Source organism: Saccharomonospora glauca K62 (assembly GCF_000243395.2).
Classification (GTDB): domain Bacteria; phylum Actinomycetota; class Actinomycetes; order Mycobacteriales; family Pseudonocardiaceae; genus Saccharomonospora; species Saccharomonospora glauca.
The window spans coordinates 412,724-428,036 of record NZ_CM001484.1; the positions used below are offsets into that span (position 1 = coordinate 412,724).

Sequence of the window (15,313 nt, forward strand, 5' to 3'; positions counted from 1 at the left end):
TCGAGCGATCTCGGAGTCGAGCAGTGAAGTCCGTGAAGGGCGAAGGGACCGGGAACGGTGTCGGTGCGGGTCTTCCGCACCGGCACGGTGAACGGATTCCACACCTTCGATCCGACACCGTGGCGACGGGGGAGTAAGAACCCGGAGCACCCAAACGCGGGCGCGAAAGGGGCCTTCCCCTAAGGTCCGCACAACCGAGCAGAACGAGTCGTCGATCGGCAGCCACGCCGGTCGGCAGCAAGAAAGTCCAGGAGGACATTCCAGTGGCGAAGGCGAAGTTCGAGCGGAGCAAGCCGCACGTCAACATCGGGACCATCGGTCACGTCGACCACGGCAAGACCACCCTGACCGCGGCGATCACCAAGGTTCTCCACGACCGGTACCCCGAGCTGAACGAGTCGCGCGCGTTCGACCAGATCGACAACGCGCCCGAGGAGAAGCAGCGCGGTATCACCATCAACATCTCGCACGTCGAGTACCAGACGGAGAAGCGCCACTACGCGCACGTCGACGCTCCGGGCCACGCCGACTACGTGAAGAACATGATCACGGGTGCGGCGCAGATGGACGGTGCGATCCTCGTGGTCGCCGCCACCGACGGCCCGATGCCGCAGACCCGCGAGCACGTGCTGCTCGCCCGCCAGGTCGGTGTGCCCTACATCGTCGTGGCTCTGAACAAGGCCGACATGGTCGACGACGAGGAGATCCTCGAGCTCGTCGAGATGGAGGTCCGTGAGCTGCTCAGCTCGCAGGAGTTCCCCGGCGACGACGCTCCGGTCATCCGTGTGTCCGGCCTCAAGGCGCTCGAGGGCGACGAGAAGTGGGCCGACAGCATCATGGAGCTGATGAACGCTGTCGACGAGTTCATCCCGGACCCCGAGCGGGAGATCGACAAGCCGTTCCTGATGCCGATCGAGGACGTCTTCACGATCACCGGTCGCGGTACGGTCGTCACCGGCCGTATCGAGCGCGGTGAGATCAAGCTGAACGAAGAGGTCGAGATCGTCGGTATCCGGCCCGAGTCGCGCAAGACCACCGTCACCAGCATCGAGATGTTCAACAAGATGCTGGACTCCGGTCAGGCCGGTGACAACGCCGCCCTGCTGCTGCGTGGTATCAAGCGCGAGGACGTGGAGCGCGGTCAGGTCGTTACGAAGCCCGGCACCACCACCCCGCACACCGAGTTCGAGGCTTCGGTGTACATCCTGTCCAAGGACGAGGGTGGCCGTCACACGCCGTTCTTCAACAACTACCGTCCGCAGTTCTACTTCCGCACCACCGACGTGACCGGTGTGGTCTCCCTTCCGGAGGGCACCGAGATGGTCATGCCGGGCGACAACACCGAGATCAAGGTGCAGCTGATTCAGCCGATCGCCATGGACGAGGGTCTGCGGTTCGCCATCCGCGAGGGTGGCCGCACCGTCGGCGCCGGCCAGGTCACCAAGATCATCAAGTAAGGCACCCACCCCGGGTGCGGGTGCCACGAGGCAGTGTGGCATCCTACTAAGGTTGCTCGACGCGGGGCGGTCGATTTCGCAAGGACATATCGCTTGAGAAATCGGCCGCTCCGCCGTGAGCGCCACGGGCTCGCGTATGGGCGAGTCAGGAGTCGTCGACCCTGTGGTTGGCGCTCCGTGGAGCAAGAAGACCTAGCGGCACGACAACGATTCCTGCGGGATCAGTCTGCGCAATGGGCGCGACACGCCCGACCGCGTGGACCGGAGGCAGGGCGCTGACGTGCGGTAACAGCGGTACGAGACGATTCCTCGACCGTCCGACGTCCCCCGCGGGGAGGCGCCTCGACGATCGAGGGCAGGCCGAAATGGCCGGCCCGAGGAGTCGATGTCGGGCCGGTCGAGGACGAGACGGTAAGGAACCATGGCGGGACAGAAGATCCGCATCAGGCTCAAGGCCTACGACCACGAGGCGATCGACGCCAGCGCGCGCAAGATCGTCGAGACGGTGACGCGCACCGGCGCCTCGGTCGTCGGACCTGTGCCGCTGCCCACCGAGAAGAACGTTTACTGCGTCATCCGTTCGCCGCACAAGTACAAGGACTCGCGCGAGCACTTCGAGATGCGCACGCACAAGCGTCTGATCGACATCCTCGACCCGACGCCGAAGACGGTGGACGCGCTCATGCGCATCGACCTTCCGGCGAGCGTCGACGTCAACATCCAGTAAGCGTTGGTCGAGCGGCGGAGATAGAGACTCATGTCTGAAAGGCAAGTGAAGGGCATTCTGGGCACCAAGCTCGGTATGACCCAGGTCTTCGACGAGAACAACCGGGTCGTCCCGGTGACCGTCGTCAAGGCCGGGCCGAACGTGGTGACCCAGGTGCGCAACAAGGAGAAGGACGGTTATTCGGCCGTCCAGTTGGCCTTCGGCGCCATCGACCCGCGTCGGGTCAACAAGCCGAAGGCCGGGCACTTCGCGAAGGCCGGTGTGACGCCCCGGCGCTACCTCGCCGAGCTGCGCACGGCCGACGCGGACACCTACGAGGTCGGTCAGGAGATCACCGTCGACGTGTTCTCCGACGGTGCGATCGTCGACGTCACCGGCACCACCAAGGGCAAGGGCTACGCGGGTGTCATGAAGCGCCACGGCTTCCGCGGCCAGGGCGCCAGCCACGGTAACCAGGCCAAGCACCGCGCTCCGGGTTCGATCGGTGGCTGCGCCACCCCCGGTCGCGTGTTCAAGGGCATGCGCATGGCGGGCCGCATGGGCCACAACCGTGTGACGACCCAGGGCCTGACCGTTCACTCGGTTCGTGCCGAGGACGGCCTTCTCCTGATCAAGGGCGCGGTCCCCGGTCCCAAGGGCGGCCTGGTGTTCGTGCGTAGCGCCGCGAAGGGTGGTGTGACCCAGTGACCGCGACGGTCGAGTTGAAGAGCCCCACGGGCGAGGCCCAGGGCACCGTCGAGCTCCCGGCCGAGATCTTCGACGTGCAGGCGAACATCCCGCTGATGCACCAGGTCGTGGTGGCCCAGATGGCGGCCGCCCGGCAGGGCACGCACGACACGAAGACCCGCGGTGAGGTTCGCGGTGGTGGCCGCAAGCCGTACCGCCAGAAGGGCACCGGCCGGGCCCGCCAGGGTTCGGTCCGCGCTCCGCAGTTCACCGGTGGTGGCACCGTCCACGGCCCCACGCCGAGGGACTACACGCAGCGCACCCCGAAGAAGATGAAGGCGGCCGCGCTCCGCGGCGCGCTTTCCGACCGCGCTCGTGCCGGTCAGGTCCACGTCATCACCGAGCTGGTCAGCGGCGAGAAGCCGTCCACGAAGGCGGCGAAGTCGGCCCTGGCCGCGGTGACGCAGGCCAAGCGTGTGCTCGTGGTGCTGCACCGGGACGACGAGGTGGGTACCTACTCGGCGCGGAACCTGCCGAACGTGCACCTGATCACGCCGGACCAGCTCAACACCTACGACGTGCTGGTCAACGACGACGTGGTGTTCACGAAGGCCGCCTTCGACGCGTTCCTCGCCGGCCCGGTGAAGGGCAAGCGCCCCGTGGCCGCGTCGAGTCAGGCTGAAGGGAGTGACGAGCAGTGAGCTCCGTGGCGATCCCCGACCCGCGCGACGTCCTGATCGCGCCGGTGATCTCCGAGAAGTCCTACGGGCTGCTCGACGACCACAAGTACACGTTCCTGGTTCGCCCGGACGCCAACAAGACCGAGATCAAGATCGCGGTCGAGAAGATCTTCGGCGTGAAGGTGGTCAGCGTGAACACGCTGAACCGGCCGGGCAAGCGCAAGCGCACCCGCTTCGGCTACGGCAAGCGCAAGGACACCAAGCGCGCGATCGTGACGCTGTCGCCCGAGAGCAAGCCGATCGAGATCTTCGGCGGACCAGCCGCGTAAGGGACTGAGACGACATGGGCATCCGCAAGTACAAGCCAACGACTCCGGGTCGCCGGGGCTCCTCGGTCTCCGACTTCGCCGAGATCACGCGGTCGGAGCCGGAGAAGTCGCTGCTGAGGCCGCTGCACGGTCGCGGTGGCCGTAACTCGGGCGGCCGAATCACCACTCGGCACAAGGGTGGCGGTCACAAGCGTGCGTACCGGGTCATCGACTTCCGGCGCAACGACAAGGACGGCATCCCGGCCAAGGTCGCTCACATCGAGTACGACCCAAACCGTAGCGCTCGCATCGCGCTGCTGCACTACGCCGACGGCGAGAAGCGCTACATCATCGCCCCGGACAAGCTGAAGCAGGGCGACCGGGTCGAGAGCGGCCCCAAGGCCGACATCAAGCCCGGCAACAACCTCCCGCTGCGCAACATCCCGGTCGGCACGATCGTGCACGCGATCGAGCTCCGGCCCGGTGGTGGCGCCAAGATCGCTCGTTCCGCGGGCGCACGAGTGCAGCTCGTCGCCAAGGACGGTCCGTACGCTCAGCTGCGGATGCCGTCGGGCGAGATCCGCAACGTGGACGTGCGCAACCGCGCGACGGTCGGCGAGGTCGGCAACGCCGAGCACTCCAACATCAACTGGGGTAAGGCGGGTCGTAACCGCTGGCGTGGCAAGCGCCCCACGGTTCGTGGTGTGGTCATGAACCCGGTGGACCACCCCCACGGTGGTGGTGAGGGTCGCACCTCGGGTGGTCGCCACCCGGTGAACCCGAACGGTAAGCCGGAAGGCCGGACCCGTCGTCGTAAGCCGAGCGACAAGTTGATCGTCCGCCGCAGGCGCACCGGCAAGAAGCGCTGAGTAGGGAGGTAGCCACAGATGCCACGTAGCCTGAAGAAAGGCCCGTTCGTGGACGACCACCTGCTCAAGAAGGTGGACGCGCTCAACGAGTCGGGCAAGAAGACAGTCATCAAGACCTGGTCCCGCCGGTCCACGATCATTCCCGACATGCTCGGCCACACCATCGCGGTGCACGACGGCCGTAAGCACGTCCCGGTGTTCATCACCGAGGCGATGGTCGGGCACAAGCTGGGCGAGTTCGCCCCGACGCGGACCTTCAAGGGCCACGTCAAGGAAGACCGTAAGTCGCGCCGCCGCTGAGCGCGCACCGAGAAGGGGAAGCAGCGATGAACGCGCGTAATGACGCGGTGGTCGAGGCAGAGGAGCTGCCTACGGCTTTCGCGCGGGCTCGCTTCGTCCGGGACTCGCCGACCAAGGTGCGCCGGGTGATCGAGCTGATCAAGGGTCGTAACGCGAACGAGGCGCTCGCCGTGCTCCGGTTCGCGCCGCAGGCGGCCAGCGACTCCGTGGCCAAGGTGCTCGCCAGCGCCATGGCCAACGCGGAGAACAACCTCGACCTCGACCCGGACACGCTCTGGGTGAAGAACGCCTACGCCGACGAGGGTCCGACCCTCAAGCGCATCCGCCCGCGGGCGCAGGGGCGTGCGTACCGGATCCGCAAGCGGACCAGCCACATCACCGTGGAGGTCGAGTCGCGTCCGGCCGACAAGGCGAAGTCGAAGAGCAAGAAGAAGGCAGGTGGCCGGTAGTGGGCCAGAAGATCAACCCGCACGGCTTCCGGCTCGGGATCACCACGGACTGGAAGTCCCGTTGGTACGCCGATAAGCAGTACTCGGAGTACGTCGGCGAGGACGTCAAGATCCGCAAGCTCCTGTCCACCGGGATGGAGCGTGCCGGCATCTCCAAGGTCGAGATCGAGCGCACCCGTGACCGGGTCCGTGTCGACATCCACACCGCCCGGCCGGGCATCGTCATCGGCCGCCGTGGTGCCGAGGCCGACCGGATCCGTGGCGCGCTGGAGAAGCTCACCGGCAAGCAGGTGCAGCTGAACATCCTGGAGGTCAAGAACGCCGAGGCGGACGCCCAGCTCGTGGCTCAGGGCATCGCCGAGCAGCTCTCCAACCGCGTGGCGTTCCGCCGCGCGATGCGCAAGGCGATCCAGACCTCGATGCGCTCGCCCCAGGTCAAGGGCATTCGCGTGCAGTGCAGCGGTCGTCTCGGCGGCGCCGAGATGTCCCGTTCGGAGCACTACCGCGACGGCCGGGTCCCGCTGCACACGCTGCGCGCCGACATCGACTACGGCTTCTTCGAGGCCCGTACGACGTTCGGTCGCATCGGCGTGAAGGTGTGGATCTACAAGGGCGACCTGATCGGCGGCCTGAAGGCGAAGCAGGAGCGGGAGGCGGCGGCCGCTGCCGAGCGTGCACCGCGCCGTGAGCGTCCTTCCCGTCGGCGTTCCGGTGCTTCCGGCAGCGCATCGTCTGCGAACGAGTCGAGCCGGGCCTCCGCGTCGCAGGGTGGCGCCAAGAGCGACACCGCGGCTGGCCAGGCCCAGCAGGTGGCGGCTACGGACGCCACAGAGAAAACGGAGGGCTGAGGCGTGCTCATCCCACGCAAGGTCAAGTACCGCAAGCAGCACTCACCGAGGCGTTCCGGCGCCGCCAAGGGCGGCACGAAGGTCAACTTCGGCGAGTTCGGCATCCAGGCGCTCGAGCACGGTTACGTCACCAACCGGCAGATCGAGTCCGCTCGTATCGCCATGACCCGGCACATCAAGCGTGGCGGCAAGATCTGGATCAACATCTTCCCGGACCGCCCGCTGACCAAGAAGCCCGCCGAGACCCGTATGGGTTCCGGTAAGGGTTCGCCGGAGTGGTGGGTCGCCAACGTGAAGCCCGGTCGGGTCATGTTCGAGATGAGCTTCCCGAACGAGGCCGTGGCCCGCGAGGCGATGCGTCGTGCGATCCACAAGCTGCCGATGAAGTGCAGGATCGTGACTCGTGAAGGTGGTGAGTTCTGATGGCGAAGGCCGGAGGAGTGGCGGCGTCAGAACTTCGTGAGCTCACTGCTGAAGAGCTCGTGCTGCGCCTGAAGGAGTCCAAGGAGGAGCTGTTCAACCTCCGGTTCCAGATGGCGACCGGGCAGCTCGACAACAACCGCAGGCTGCGCACGGTGCGCGCGGACATCGCCCGCATCTACACCGTGATGCGGGAGCGGGAGCTCGGTCTGTCCGTCTCCCCCGAGGAGAACGAGAGTGAGGGTGCCGCATGACGGAGGCGGTGCAGAACAAGGACGCCGGACGTAACTACCGGAAGGTCCGCGAAGGACTGGTCGTGTCCGACAAGATGGACAAGACGATCGTCGTGGAGCTCGAGGACCGGAAGAAGCACCCGCTGTACGGCAAGGTCGTGCGTAGCACCAAGAAGGTGAAGGCACACGACGAGCAGAACGCCGCTGGTGTGGGTGACCGGGTCCTGCTCATGGAGACCCGACCGCTGTCGGCCACCAAGCGGTGGCGGCTCGTCGAGATCCGCGAGAAGGCCAAGTAATCAGGGGCTGGGCAACAGCCCCCTTCGTTCCGCCAGGCTCGGCAAGGCCGAGAACCGGCGCGACATACAGGAGTTGACGTGATCCAGCAGGAGTCGCGACTGCGAGTCGCCGACAACACGGGTGCCAAGGAGATCCTGACCATCCGGGTGCTCGGTGGCTCGGGGCGGCGCTACGCGGGTATCGGTGACGTCATCGTCGCCACCGTCAAGGACGCCATCCCGGGCGCCAACGTGAAGCGTGGTGACGTCGTCAGGGCCGTCATCGTCAGGACCGCGAAGGAGAAGCGTCGCCCCGACGGCTCCTACATCCGGTTCGACGAGAACGCTGCGGTGCTCATCAAGAACGACAACGAACCACGAGGCACACGCATCTTCGGGCCGGTGGGCCGCGAGCTGCGCGATCGGAAGTTCATGAAGATCATCTCGCTCGCGCCGGAGGTGCTCTGAATGAAGGTCAAGAAGGGCGACACGGTCCTCGTCATCGCAGGCAAGGACAAGGGCGCCAAGGGCAAGGTCATCAAGGCTTACCCCGAGCGTCAGCGAGTTCTGGTCGAGGGTGTGAACCGCATCAAGAAGCACACCCGCATCACCCAGACGCAGCGCGGTGCCCAGTCCGGCGGGATCGTCACCCAGGAGGCTCCCATCCACGTCTCGAACGTGATGGTCGTCGACTCCGACGGCAAGCCGACTCGGGTGGGCTACCGCATCGGCGAGGACGGCAAGAAGGTTCGTATCTCGCGTAGGACGGGCAAGGACATCTGATGACGACCGCAGAGAAGACGTATCCGACACCGCGGTTGAAGACCCGGTACCGCGAGGAGATCGCCGGCCAGCTGCGCGAGGAGTTCGGCTACACCAACCCGCACCAGATCCCCGGTGTGGTCAAGGTCGTGGTCAACATGGGCGTCGGTGACGCCGCTCGGGACAGCAAGCTCATCGAGGGCGCTGTCCGCGATCTCGCCACCATCACCGGGCAGAAGCCCGAGGTGCGCCGGGCCCGCAAGTCCATCGCGCAGTTCAAGCTGCGTGAGGGCCAGCCGATCGGTGCTCGGGTGACGCTCCGTGGCGACCGCATGTGGGAGTTTTTGGACCGGCTGCTGACCATCGCGTTGCCGCGTATCCGTGACTTCCGCGGGCTGTCGGACAAGCAGTTCGACGGCAACGGCAACTACACGTTCGGTCTCACCGAGCAGTCGATGTTCCACGAGATCAACCCCGACTCCATCGACCGCCCGCGCGGCATGGACGTCACGGTTGTGACCAGCGCCAACACCGACGACGAGGGTCGCTCGTTGCTGCGCAAGCTCGGTTTCCCCTTCAAGGAGGCGTGATCAGATGGCCAAGAAAGCTCTGATCGCCAAGGCTGCCCGCAAGCCCAAGTTCGCGGTGCGCGCCTACACCCGCTGCCAGCGTTGCGGACGTCCTCGCTCGGTGTACCGCAAGTTCGGCCTCTGCCGGATCTGCCTGCGGGAAATGGCGCACGCGGGACAGCTCCCCGGCGTGAGTAAGTCGAGCTGGTGAAGGCTCTTTGACGTCCCCTGCCACCGTGCAGGGACCCATCCAACTTCGCCACAGGCCCCGACAAGGGGAACCAGGGCGAGAAAGGTTGACAGGTCACCATGACGATGACCGACCCGATCGCAGACTTCCTGACACGTCTGCGGAACGCGAACTCGGCGTACCACGACAAGGTCGTGCTGCCGCACTCGAAGATCAAGGCGAACATCGCCGAGATCCTCAAGCGTGAGGGCTACATCGCTGACTACCGCATCGAACCGGGTGAGAAGCACAAGAACCTGGTTGTGGAGCTGAAGTACGGCCCGAACCGTGAGCGCAGCATCGCCGGCCTCCGGCGCGTGTCCAAGCCCGGTCTGCGCGTGTACGCGAAATCGACCAACCTGCCCAGCGTTCTGGGTGGACTCGGCGTGGCGATCATCTCGACGTCCTCCGGGCTCCAGACCGACAGGCAGTGCAAGCGCAACGGCGTGGGCGGCGAAGTCCTCGCCTACGTCTGGTGAGGAAGGGGGACTGGCATGTCACGCATCGGTAAGCTGCCGATCACTGTCCCCTCCGGGGTCGATGTGACCATCGACGGGCAGCACATCACGGTCAAGGGCCCGAAGGGCACGCTGGAGCACACAGTTCCCGAGCCGATCACCGTCGAGCGCGGCGAAGACGGCGCCCTGCTGGTGAAGCGTCCCGACGACGAGCGGGAGAGCCGCGCGCTGCACGGCCTCACCCGCACTCTGGTGAACAACCTCGTCATCGGAGTGACGCAGGGCTACGAGAAGCGCATGGAGATCCACGGGGTCGGTTACCGCGTGCAGGCCAAGGGCTCGGACCTCGAGTTCGCCCTCGGCTACAGCCACCCGGTGCTGATCAAGGCTCCGGAGGGCATCACGTTCAAGGTGGAGAGCCCGACCAAGTTCTCCGTGTCCGGTATCGACAAGCAGAAGGTCGGCCAGATCGCGGCGGTCATCCGGCGCCTGCGTCGTCCGGACCCGTACAAGGGCAAGGGCTTGCGTTACGAGGGTGAGCGCATCCGCCGCAAGGTCGGGAAGACGGGTAAGTGATCATGAGCGAAACGGTTACGAAGCGCAAGCCGGTCGGCAAGGACATCTCCACCCGTCGTCGCGCTGGCAGGGTCCGTCGGCACAACCGGCTCCGCAAGAAGGTCAACGGCACCCCTGCGCGTCCGCGCATGTCGGTGAAGCGCTCCTCGCGTCACATCGTCGTTCAGCTGATCGACGATCTCGCGGGGCACACCCTGGCCTCGGCGTCCTCCTTGGAGGCGGACGTCCGAGCCGTCGAGGGCGACAAGAAGGCCAAGGCCGCCAAGGTCGGCGAGTTGGTCGCGGCCCGCGCCAAGGCCGCGGGCATTTCCAAGGTGGTGTTCGACCGCGGTGGCAACGCCTACCACGGTCGTATCGCCGCCCTGGCCGACGCCGCTCGAAAGGGCGGGTTGGAGTTCTGACATGAGCAAGATTCTCGAGAACGGAAGGAACGCCTGATGCCGGGACGTACGCGGCAATCCGGCGGCCAGGGCGGACAGGGCGACCGCGAGCGCGGTGGCCGGGACCGCAGGGACCGTCGTGACGGTGGCCGTGGCGGGGCGGCCCAGGACAAGACCCCGCACCTCGAGCGCGTCGTAGCGATCAACCGCGTGGCCAAGGTCGTCAAGGGTGGTCGTCGCTTCAGCTTCACCGCGCTGGTCGTCGTTGGTGACGGTGACGGTCAGGTCGGTGTCGGCTACGGCAAGGCCAAGGAGGTGCCCGCGGCCATCGCCAAGGGTGTCGAGGAGGCGAAGAAGAACTTCTTCCGCGTGCCTCGCATCGGTGGCACCATCCCGCACCCCGTGCAGGGTGAGGAGGCCGCCGGCGTCGTGCTGCTCCGTCCGGCCAGCGCCGGTACCGGTGTGATCGCCGGTGGCGCGGTCCGCGCCGTGCTGGAATGCGCCGGAATCCAGGACGTGTTGTCGAAGTCCCTCGGCAGCGACAACGCGATCAACATCGTGCACGCGACCGTGCGGGCCCTGAAGGACCTCCAGCGTCCCGAAGCGGTGGCTGCTCGGCGTGGTCTGCCTCTCGAGGACGTGGCTCCGGCTCGGATGCTGCGTCAGCGTGCGGGACAGGGGGTCTGACATGGCTCAGCTGAAGATCACCCAGACCAAGAGCACGATCGGGACCAAGCAGAACCACCGGGCGTCGCTTCGTACCCTCGGGCTGCGCAAGATCCGGCAGTCCGTGGTGCGTGAGGACACGCCGCAGGTGCGTGGTCTCATTCACACGGTCCGGCACCTGGTGACCGTGGAGGAGGTCAAGTAATGGCCATCAAGATCCACCACCTGAAGCCCGCACCCGGCGCGAAGCGCGAGAAGATCCGCGTCGGTCGTGGTGAGGGTTCCAAGGGCAAGACGGCTGGGCGCGGTACGAAGGGTACGAAGGCCCGGAAGAACGTGCCCGTCGGTTTCGAGGGTGGGCAGATGCCCATCCACATGCGGTTGCCGAAGCTGCGTGGCTTCAAGAACCGTTTCCGGACCGAGTACCAGGCGGTCAACGTGGGCGACCTCGCCCGCCTGTTCCCCGAGGGGGGCAAGGTCGGCAAGGACGAGCTGATCGCCCGTGGACTCGTCCACAAGGGTGAACTTGTGAAGGTTCTCGGCAACGGTGACCTGGAGGGCGTGAAGCTCGACGTCACCGCCGACGCCTTCTCCAAGTCCGCGAAGGAGAAGATCGAGGCGGCCGGTGGCACGGCCACCGCGCTCTGAGATCGCTTCCGCGCGGCTGAACCGCACCGATTCGAACAAGGCCCGCCGGACCGGAACGACGAGGTCCGGCGGGCCTTGCCATGTGGTCCGAACCGTTTTTGGCCCGCTAAACGTGGTCCGGGGGCCGCTGTGCCGGCCCCTTTACCGCAATCTGCCCGCTAAACGCGAGGGGCCGGGCGGCCGCGTCCTACTTTCGTCGTTCCTTGGGCGTGTGAACCCCGCACTAGATGCGGCACCCCTTGGCGATGCTGTTAGAGTCGAACCCACGCTTGGGACACCCCTGTGCCCCGAGCGTGTCTGGTTCACTGCCAGTGACAGAGTGTCCAGCCGGTCCAGTGCCGGCCAAAGCCGATCGTCGGTTCGCCGACGACGCCGAGGAGGTCCCCCGCGTGCTCAGCGCCTTCCGCTCGGCTCTCGCGACGCCGGACCTGCGCAAGAAGATCCTGTTCACGCTGATGATCGTGGTCGTGTACAGGATCGGTGCGGTCACACCGGCGCCTGGGGTTTCGTACCCGAACGTTCAGGCATGCCTGGAGCAGGTCGAGGATCAGAACATCTTCTCGCTGCTGAACCTGTTCAGCGGTGGCGCGCTACTACAGCTTTCGGTCTTCGCCACGGGCATCATGCCCTACATCACGGCGAGCATCATCATCCAGCTGCTCACCGTGGTGATCCCTCGCTTCGAGGAGCTCAAGCGAGAAGGTCAGGCCGGCCAGAGCAAGCTCACGCAGTACACGCGTTACCTCACCATCGCGCTGGCCATCCTGCAGGCCACCGGCGTCGTCGCGTTGGCCGACCGCGGTCAGCTCTTCTCCAACTGCGCGCAGCCGGTCCTGCCCGACAACAGCGTCTTCACGCTGTCGCTGACGGTGTTGACGATGACGGCGGGCACGGCCGTCATGATGTGGCTCGGCGAGCTCATCACCGAGCGCGGTGTCGGCAACGGCATGTCGCTGCTCATCTTCCTGAACATCGCCGCCCGAATCCCGACCGAGGGTCTCGCCATCCTCAACAACCAGGGCGGGCTGACGTTCTTCTTCATCTGCCTGCTCGCGCTGGCGATCATCGCGAGCGTCATCTTCGTCGAGCAGGGGCAGCGCCGGATTCCGGTGCAGTACGCCAAGCGGATGATCGGCCGCCGCATGTACGGCGGTACCTCCACCTATCTGCCGATCAAGGTGAACCAGGCCGGTGTCATCCCGGTCATCTTCGCGTCGTCGCTGCTCTACCTGCCCGACCTTCTCGGACAGCTCATCGGCGACCCGAACCAGGCCTCGGGCTGGCAGCGCTTCCTGCAGAACTACGTGACGAACCAGTCGCACTGGGTGCACATCGCGTTGTACTTCGCGATGATCATCTTCTTCACGTACTTCTACATCACGATCACGTTCAACGTGGACGATCGAGCCGAGGAGATGAAGAAGTTCGGCGGGTTCATCCCCGGCATCCGGCCGGGACGGCCCACCGCCGAGTACCTCGGGTACGTGCTCAGCAGGATCACCCTGCCGGGCTCCATCTACCTCGGTATCGTGGCGATTCTGCCGAACTTCTTCCTGTCGGTCACCGGCGAAGGGAACAACCAGAACTTCCCGTTCGGCGGAACAGCTGTGCTGATCATGGTGGGCGTCGGGCTCGACACCGTGAAACAGATCGAAAGCCAGCTGATGCAGCGTAACTACGAAGGGTTCCTCCGATGACGCGTGTAGTTCTTGTCGGCCCGCCCGGAGCGGGTAAAGGCACACAGGCAGCGGCGCTGTCGCAGCGGCTGGGGATCCCTCACATCTCGACCGGTGACCTCTTTCGCAAGCACGTTGGTGAGCAGACGCCCCTGGGCAAGGAGGCCAAGCGCTACCTCGACTCGGGTGAACTCGTCCCGGACACCGTGACCAACGAGATGGTCCGCGAGAGGCTGGCGGAGCCGGACGCCAAGGAGGGCTTCCTCCTCGACGGTTTTCCCCGCACCACCAAGCAGGCCGACGTGCTGGGGGAGCTGCTCACGGAGAACGGTTCCTCGCTCGACGCCGTGATCGAACTCAAGGTTCCCGAGGACATGCTCGTGGAGCGTCTGCTCGGTCGTGGGCGTGCCGACGACACCGAGGAAGTCATCCGGCGTCGGCAGCAGGTGTATCGCTCCGAGACCGCTCCGCTGCTGGAGTACTACTCGGACATCCTGGTCACCGTCGACGGGGTCGGTAGCATCGACGAGGTGACCGCCAGGATGCTCGACGCGCTCGGCAAGCGTGCGTGAGTCGACCGGTTCGTGCTCGGTATGTTTCGACGGCGGCGAATGATTGAGATCAAGACGCCCGGCGAGCTGGAAGCTATGCGGGCGGCGGGCCTTGTCGTCGCACGCACACTGCGGAAGGTGACGGAAGCGGCGCGGCCCGGAGTCAGTACGGGTGAGTTGGACGAGCTGGCCGAACAGACCATCCGCGAGGCGGGTGCGGTGCCGTCGTTCAAGGGCTACCACGGTTTCCCTGCCTCGATCTGCGCGTCGGTGAACGAGCAGATCGTGCATGGCATTCCCTCGAAGGACACGGTGCTCGCCGACGGGGACCTGTTGTCGGTCGACTGCGGGGCCATCCTCGACGGCTGGCACGGTGACTCGGCGGTCACGATCGAGATCGGCGAGGTCTCCGAGCGCGATCGCATGCTGTCGGCGGCCACACGGGCGGCTATGCTCGCGGGGATTGAGGCCGTGGCCCCCAACGCTCGACTGACGGACATCTCGCACGCCGTCGAATCCGCTGCTCGTCGGGCGAGCGCGAAGGACGGGGTCGAGTACGGCATGGTCGTCGAGTACGGCGGCCACGGCATCGGCCGCGAAATGCACATGGAGCCGTTCCTGCCGAATGTCGGCAAGCCCGGCAAGGGGCCCAAGCTGGCTGTCGGCATGGCGCTCGCCATCGAACCGATGTTGACGGGTGGCTCGGCCGAGACCATCGAACTGGACGACGGCTGGACGGTCATCACCGCGGACGGCTCCCGCGCTGCCCACTGGGAGCACACCGTCGCAATCACCGAGGACGGTCCGTGGGTGCTGACTGCCCCCGAGGACCACGTTTAGCGGGCTAAAAACGGTACGGCCGCGATCGGCCGGGTCCCAGTGACCGCATTTGGCCCGCTAAACACGGTGCGTGTTCATCCGTTACGCTGTCATACCAACGCGTCCTTCCACAGGGCCCCGTGGTCCGGCTTGACAACTGTTGCGTACACTGTTTAGTCGGCGTGCTCATCATGTCGACTCCAGCGTGCTCACGTAGTCGCTTGGGTCGAGGTGACGTGTGTGCCACCCAGGCAAGCACTCAAACGCTCACACCGATCACGAAACGCGGAGTACATGGCGAAGAAGGACGGGGCCATCGAGGTCGAGGGCCGCGTAATTGAGCCGCTTCCCAACGCGATGTTTCGCGTCGAGTTGGAGAACGGCCACAAGGTCCTGGCACACATCAGCGGGAAGATGCGGCAGCACTACATCCGCATCCTTCCGGAAGACAGGGTTGTCGTGGAGCTCTCGCCCTACGACTTGTCCCGTGGTCGCATCGTCTATCGCTACAAGTGATCACGGTGAGCGCGGTGGGAGGTGACTCCCGCCAGGGGGCGCGCAGCAACTCAGCACGAGCAGGAGAGCAGGAGACGTGAAGGTCAAGCCGAGCGTCAAGAGGATCTGCGACAAGTGCCAGATCGTCCGTCGTCACGGACGCATCATGGTCATCTGCGACAACCTGCGCCACAAGCAGCGTCAGGGCTGATCGCGGTCGTCGTCAGTGATCTGACAGTCGAATCGCAA

The 15,313-nt window shown here is 65.7% G+C and carries 27 protein-coding genes; all 27 read left to right on the forward strand.

Annotation, left to right across the window (positions count from 1 at the left end):
• Positions 1–263: 263 nt before the first annotated feature.
• Positions 264–1,457 (forward strand): elongation factor Tu, encoded by a 1,194-nt coding sequence (gene tuf, locus SACGLDRAFT_RS02080; RefSeq protein WP_005461350.1) that lies wholly within the window; start codon positions 264–266, stop codon positions 1,455–1,457.
• Positions 1,458–1,878: 421 nt separating this feature from the next.
• Positions 1,879–2,184 carry a 30S ribosomal protein S10 gene (rpsJ, locus tag SACGLDRAFT_RS02085; protein ID WP_003883485.1) on the forward strand — a complete coding sequence of 102 codons (306 nt, stop codon included), beginning with the start codon at positions 1,879–1,881 and terminating at the stop codon, positions 2,182–2,184.
• A gap of 30 nt (positions 2,185–2,214) precedes the next feature.
• Positions 2,215–2,871, forward strand: coding sequence for a 50S ribosomal protein L3 (gene rplC, locus SACGLDRAFT_RS02090; protein WP_005461351.1), 657 nt, complete (start codon positions 2,215–2,217; stop codon positions 2,869–2,871).
• Positions 2,868–3,551, forward strand: a complete 684-nt coding sequence (gene rplD, locus SACGLDRAFT_RS02095) for a 50S ribosomal protein L4 (protein WP_005461352.1) — start codon at positions 2,868–2,870, stop codon at positions 3,549–3,551. The genes rplC and rplD overlap by 4 nt, the downstream gene beginning before the upstream one ends.
• Positions 3,548–3,859, forward strand: a complete 312-nt coding sequence (gene rplW, locus SACGLDRAFT_RS02100) for a 50S ribosomal protein L23 (protein ID WP_005461353.1) — start codon at positions 3,548–3,550, stop codon at positions 3,857–3,859. The genes rplD and rplW overlap by 4 nt, the downstream gene beginning before the upstream one ends.
• A gap of 14 nt (positions 3,860–3,873) precedes the next feature.
• Positions 3,874–4,707: a 50S ribosomal protein L2 gene (gene rplB / locus SACGLDRAFT_RS02105; RefSeq protein WP_005461354.1), complete on the forward strand. Its 834-nt coding sequence runs from the start codon at positions 3,874–3,876 to the stop codon at positions 4,705–4,707.
• 18 nt (positions 4,708–4,725) lie between these two features.
• Positions 4,726–5,007, forward strand: coding sequence for a 30S ribosomal protein S19 (gene rpsS, locus SACGLDRAFT_RS02110; RefSeq protein WP_005461355.1), 282 nt, complete (start codon positions 4,726–4,728; stop codon positions 5,005–5,007).
• 26 nt (positions 5,008–5,033) lie between these two features.
• Entirely contained in the window at positions 5,034–5,456 is a 423-nt protein-coding gene (gene rplV / locus SACGLDRAFT_RS02115) for a 50S ribosomal protein L22 (RefSeq protein ID WP_005453246.1), read from the forward strand.
• Positions 5,456–6,304 carry a 30S ribosomal protein S3 gene (rpsC, locus tag SACGLDRAFT_RS02120; RefSeq protein ID WP_005461356.1) on the forward strand — a complete coding sequence of 283 codons (849 nt, stop codon included), beginning with the start codon at positions 5,456–5,458 and terminating at the stop codon, positions 6,302–6,304. Before rplV ends, rpsC begins: the two co-directional genes overlap by 1 nt.
• Before the next feature lie 3 nt (positions 6,305–6,307).
• Complete coding sequence (gene rplP / locus SACGLDRAFT_RS02125) at positions 6,308–6,727, forward strand: 50S ribosomal protein L16 (protein ID WP_005461357.1); 420 nt, start codon at positions 6,308–6,310, stop codon at positions 6,725–6,727.
• Positions 6,727–6,978: a 50S ribosomal protein L29 gene (gene rpmC, locus SACGLDRAFT_RS02130; protein WP_005443256.1), complete on the forward strand. Its 252-nt coding sequence runs from the start codon at positions 6,727–6,729 to the stop codon at positions 6,976–6,978. Before rplP ends, rpmC begins: the two co-directional genes overlap by 1 nt.
• Positions 6,975–7,256 carry a 30S ribosomal protein S17 gene (rpsQ, locus tag SACGLDRAFT_RS02135; protein ID WP_005461358.1) on the forward strand — a complete coding sequence of 94 codons (282 nt, stop codon included), beginning with the start codon at positions 6,975–6,977 and terminating at the stop codon, positions 7,254–7,256. The genes rpmC and rpsQ overlap by 4 nt, the downstream gene beginning before the upstream one ends.
• A gap of 78 nt (positions 7,257–7,334) precedes the next feature.
• Positions 7,335–7,703 (forward strand): 50S ribosomal protein L14, encoded by a 369-nt coding sequence (rplN, locus tag SACGLDRAFT_RS02140; protein ID WP_005461359.1) that lies wholly within the window; start codon positions 7,335–7,337, stop codon positions 7,701–7,703.
• Complete coding sequence (rplX, locus tag SACGLDRAFT_RS02145; protein WP_005453255.1) at positions 7,704–8,018, forward strand: 50S ribosomal protein L24; 315 nt, start codon at positions 7,704–7,706, stop codon at positions 8,016–8,018.
• Positions 8,018–8,587 carry a 50S ribosomal protein L5 gene (gene rplE / locus SACGLDRAFT_RS02150; protein WP_005461360.1) on the forward strand — a complete coding sequence of 190 codons (570 nt, stop codon included), beginning with the start codon at positions 8,018–8,020 and terminating at the stop codon, positions 8,585–8,587. The genes rplX and rplE overlap by 1 nt, the downstream gene beginning before the upstream one ends.
• A gap of 4 nt (positions 8,588–8,591) precedes the next feature.
• Positions 8,592–8,777, forward strand: coding sequence for a type Z 30S ribosomal protein S14 (locus SACGLDRAFT_RS02155; RefSeq protein ID WP_005461361.1), 186 nt, complete (start codon positions 8,592–8,594; stop codon positions 8,775–8,777).
• Between the two features lie 98 nt (positions 8,778–8,875).
• The gene (rpsH, locus tag SACGLDRAFT_RS02160; RefSeq protein ID WP_005461362.1) at positions 8,876–9,274 is read left to right on the forward strand and encodes a 30S ribosomal protein S8; all 399 of its coding nucleotides are present in this window, start codon (positions 8,876–8,878) and stop codon (positions 9,272–9,274) included.
• A 15-nt stretch (positions 9,275–9,289) separates the two neighbouring features.
• Complete coding sequence (rplF, locus tag SACGLDRAFT_RS02165) at positions 9,290–9,829, forward strand: 50S ribosomal protein L6 (protein ID WP_005461363.1); 540 nt, start codon at positions 9,290–9,292, stop codon at positions 9,827–9,829.
• Positions 9,830–9,831: 2 nt separating this feature from the next.
• Complete coding sequence (gene rplR, locus SACGLDRAFT_RS02170) at positions 9,832–10,230, forward strand: 50S ribosomal protein L18 (RefSeq protein ID WP_005461369.1); 399 nt, start codon at positions 9,832–9,834, stop codon at positions 10,228–10,230.
• 36 nt (positions 10,231–10,266) lie between these two features.
• Positions 10,267–10,896, forward strand: a complete 630-nt coding sequence (gene rpsE, locus SACGLDRAFT_RS02175; protein ID WP_005461378.1) for a 30S ribosomal protein S5 — start codon at positions 10,267–10,269, stop codon at positions 10,894–10,896.
• 1 nt (position 10,897) lies between these two features.
• Complete coding sequence (gene rpmD, locus SACGLDRAFT_RS02180) at positions 10,898–11,080, forward strand: 50S ribosomal protein L30 (protein WP_005461381.1); 183 nt, start codon at positions 10,898–10,900, stop codon at positions 11,078–11,080.
• Positions 11,080–11,523 carry a 50S ribosomal protein L15 gene (gene rplO / locus SACGLDRAFT_RS02185; protein WP_005461382.1) on the forward strand — a complete coding sequence of 148 codons (444 nt, stop codon included), beginning with the start codon at positions 11,080–11,082 and terminating at the stop codon, positions 11,521–11,523. The genes rpmD and rplO overlap by 1 nt, the downstream gene beginning before the upstream one ends.
• 389 nt (positions 11,524–11,912) lie before the next feature.
• A complete protein-coding gene (gene secY / locus SACGLDRAFT_RS02190) occupies positions 11,913–13,220 on the forward strand; it encodes a preprotein translocase subunit SecY (protein ID WP_005461383.1) in 1,308 nt (435 codons plus the stop codon).
• Positions 13,217–13,771, forward strand: coding sequence for an adenylate kinase (locus SACGLDRAFT_RS02195; RefSeq protein WP_005461384.1), 555 nt, complete (start codon positions 13,217–13,219; stop codon positions 13,769–13,771). The genes secY and SACGLDRAFT_RS02195 overlap by 4 nt, the downstream gene beginning before the upstream one ends.
• A 39-nt stretch (positions 13,772–13,810) precedes the next feature.
• The gene (map, locus tag SACGLDRAFT_RS02200; RefSeq protein ID WP_005461386.1) at positions 13,811–14,590 is read left to right on the forward strand and encodes a type I methionyl aminopeptidase; all 780 of its coding nucleotides are present in this window, start codon (positions 13,811–13,813) and stop codon (positions 14,588–14,590) included.
• A gap of 273 nt (positions 14,591–14,863) precedes the next feature.
• On the forward strand, positions 14,864–15,085 hold the full coding sequence (gene infA / locus SACGLDRAFT_RS02205; RefSeq protein WP_005443304.1) for a translation initiation factor IF-1: 222 nt from the start codon (positions 14,864–14,866) through the stop codon (positions 15,083–15,085).
• Between the two features lie 76 nt (positions 15,086–15,161).
• Positions 15,162–15,275, forward strand: a complete 114-nt coding sequence (gene rpmJ, locus SACGLDRAFT_RS02210) for a 50S ribosomal protein L36 (protein WP_005461389.1) — start codon at positions 15,162–15,164, stop codon at positions 15,273–15,275.
• Positions 15,276–15,313 lie beyond the last annotated feature (38 nt).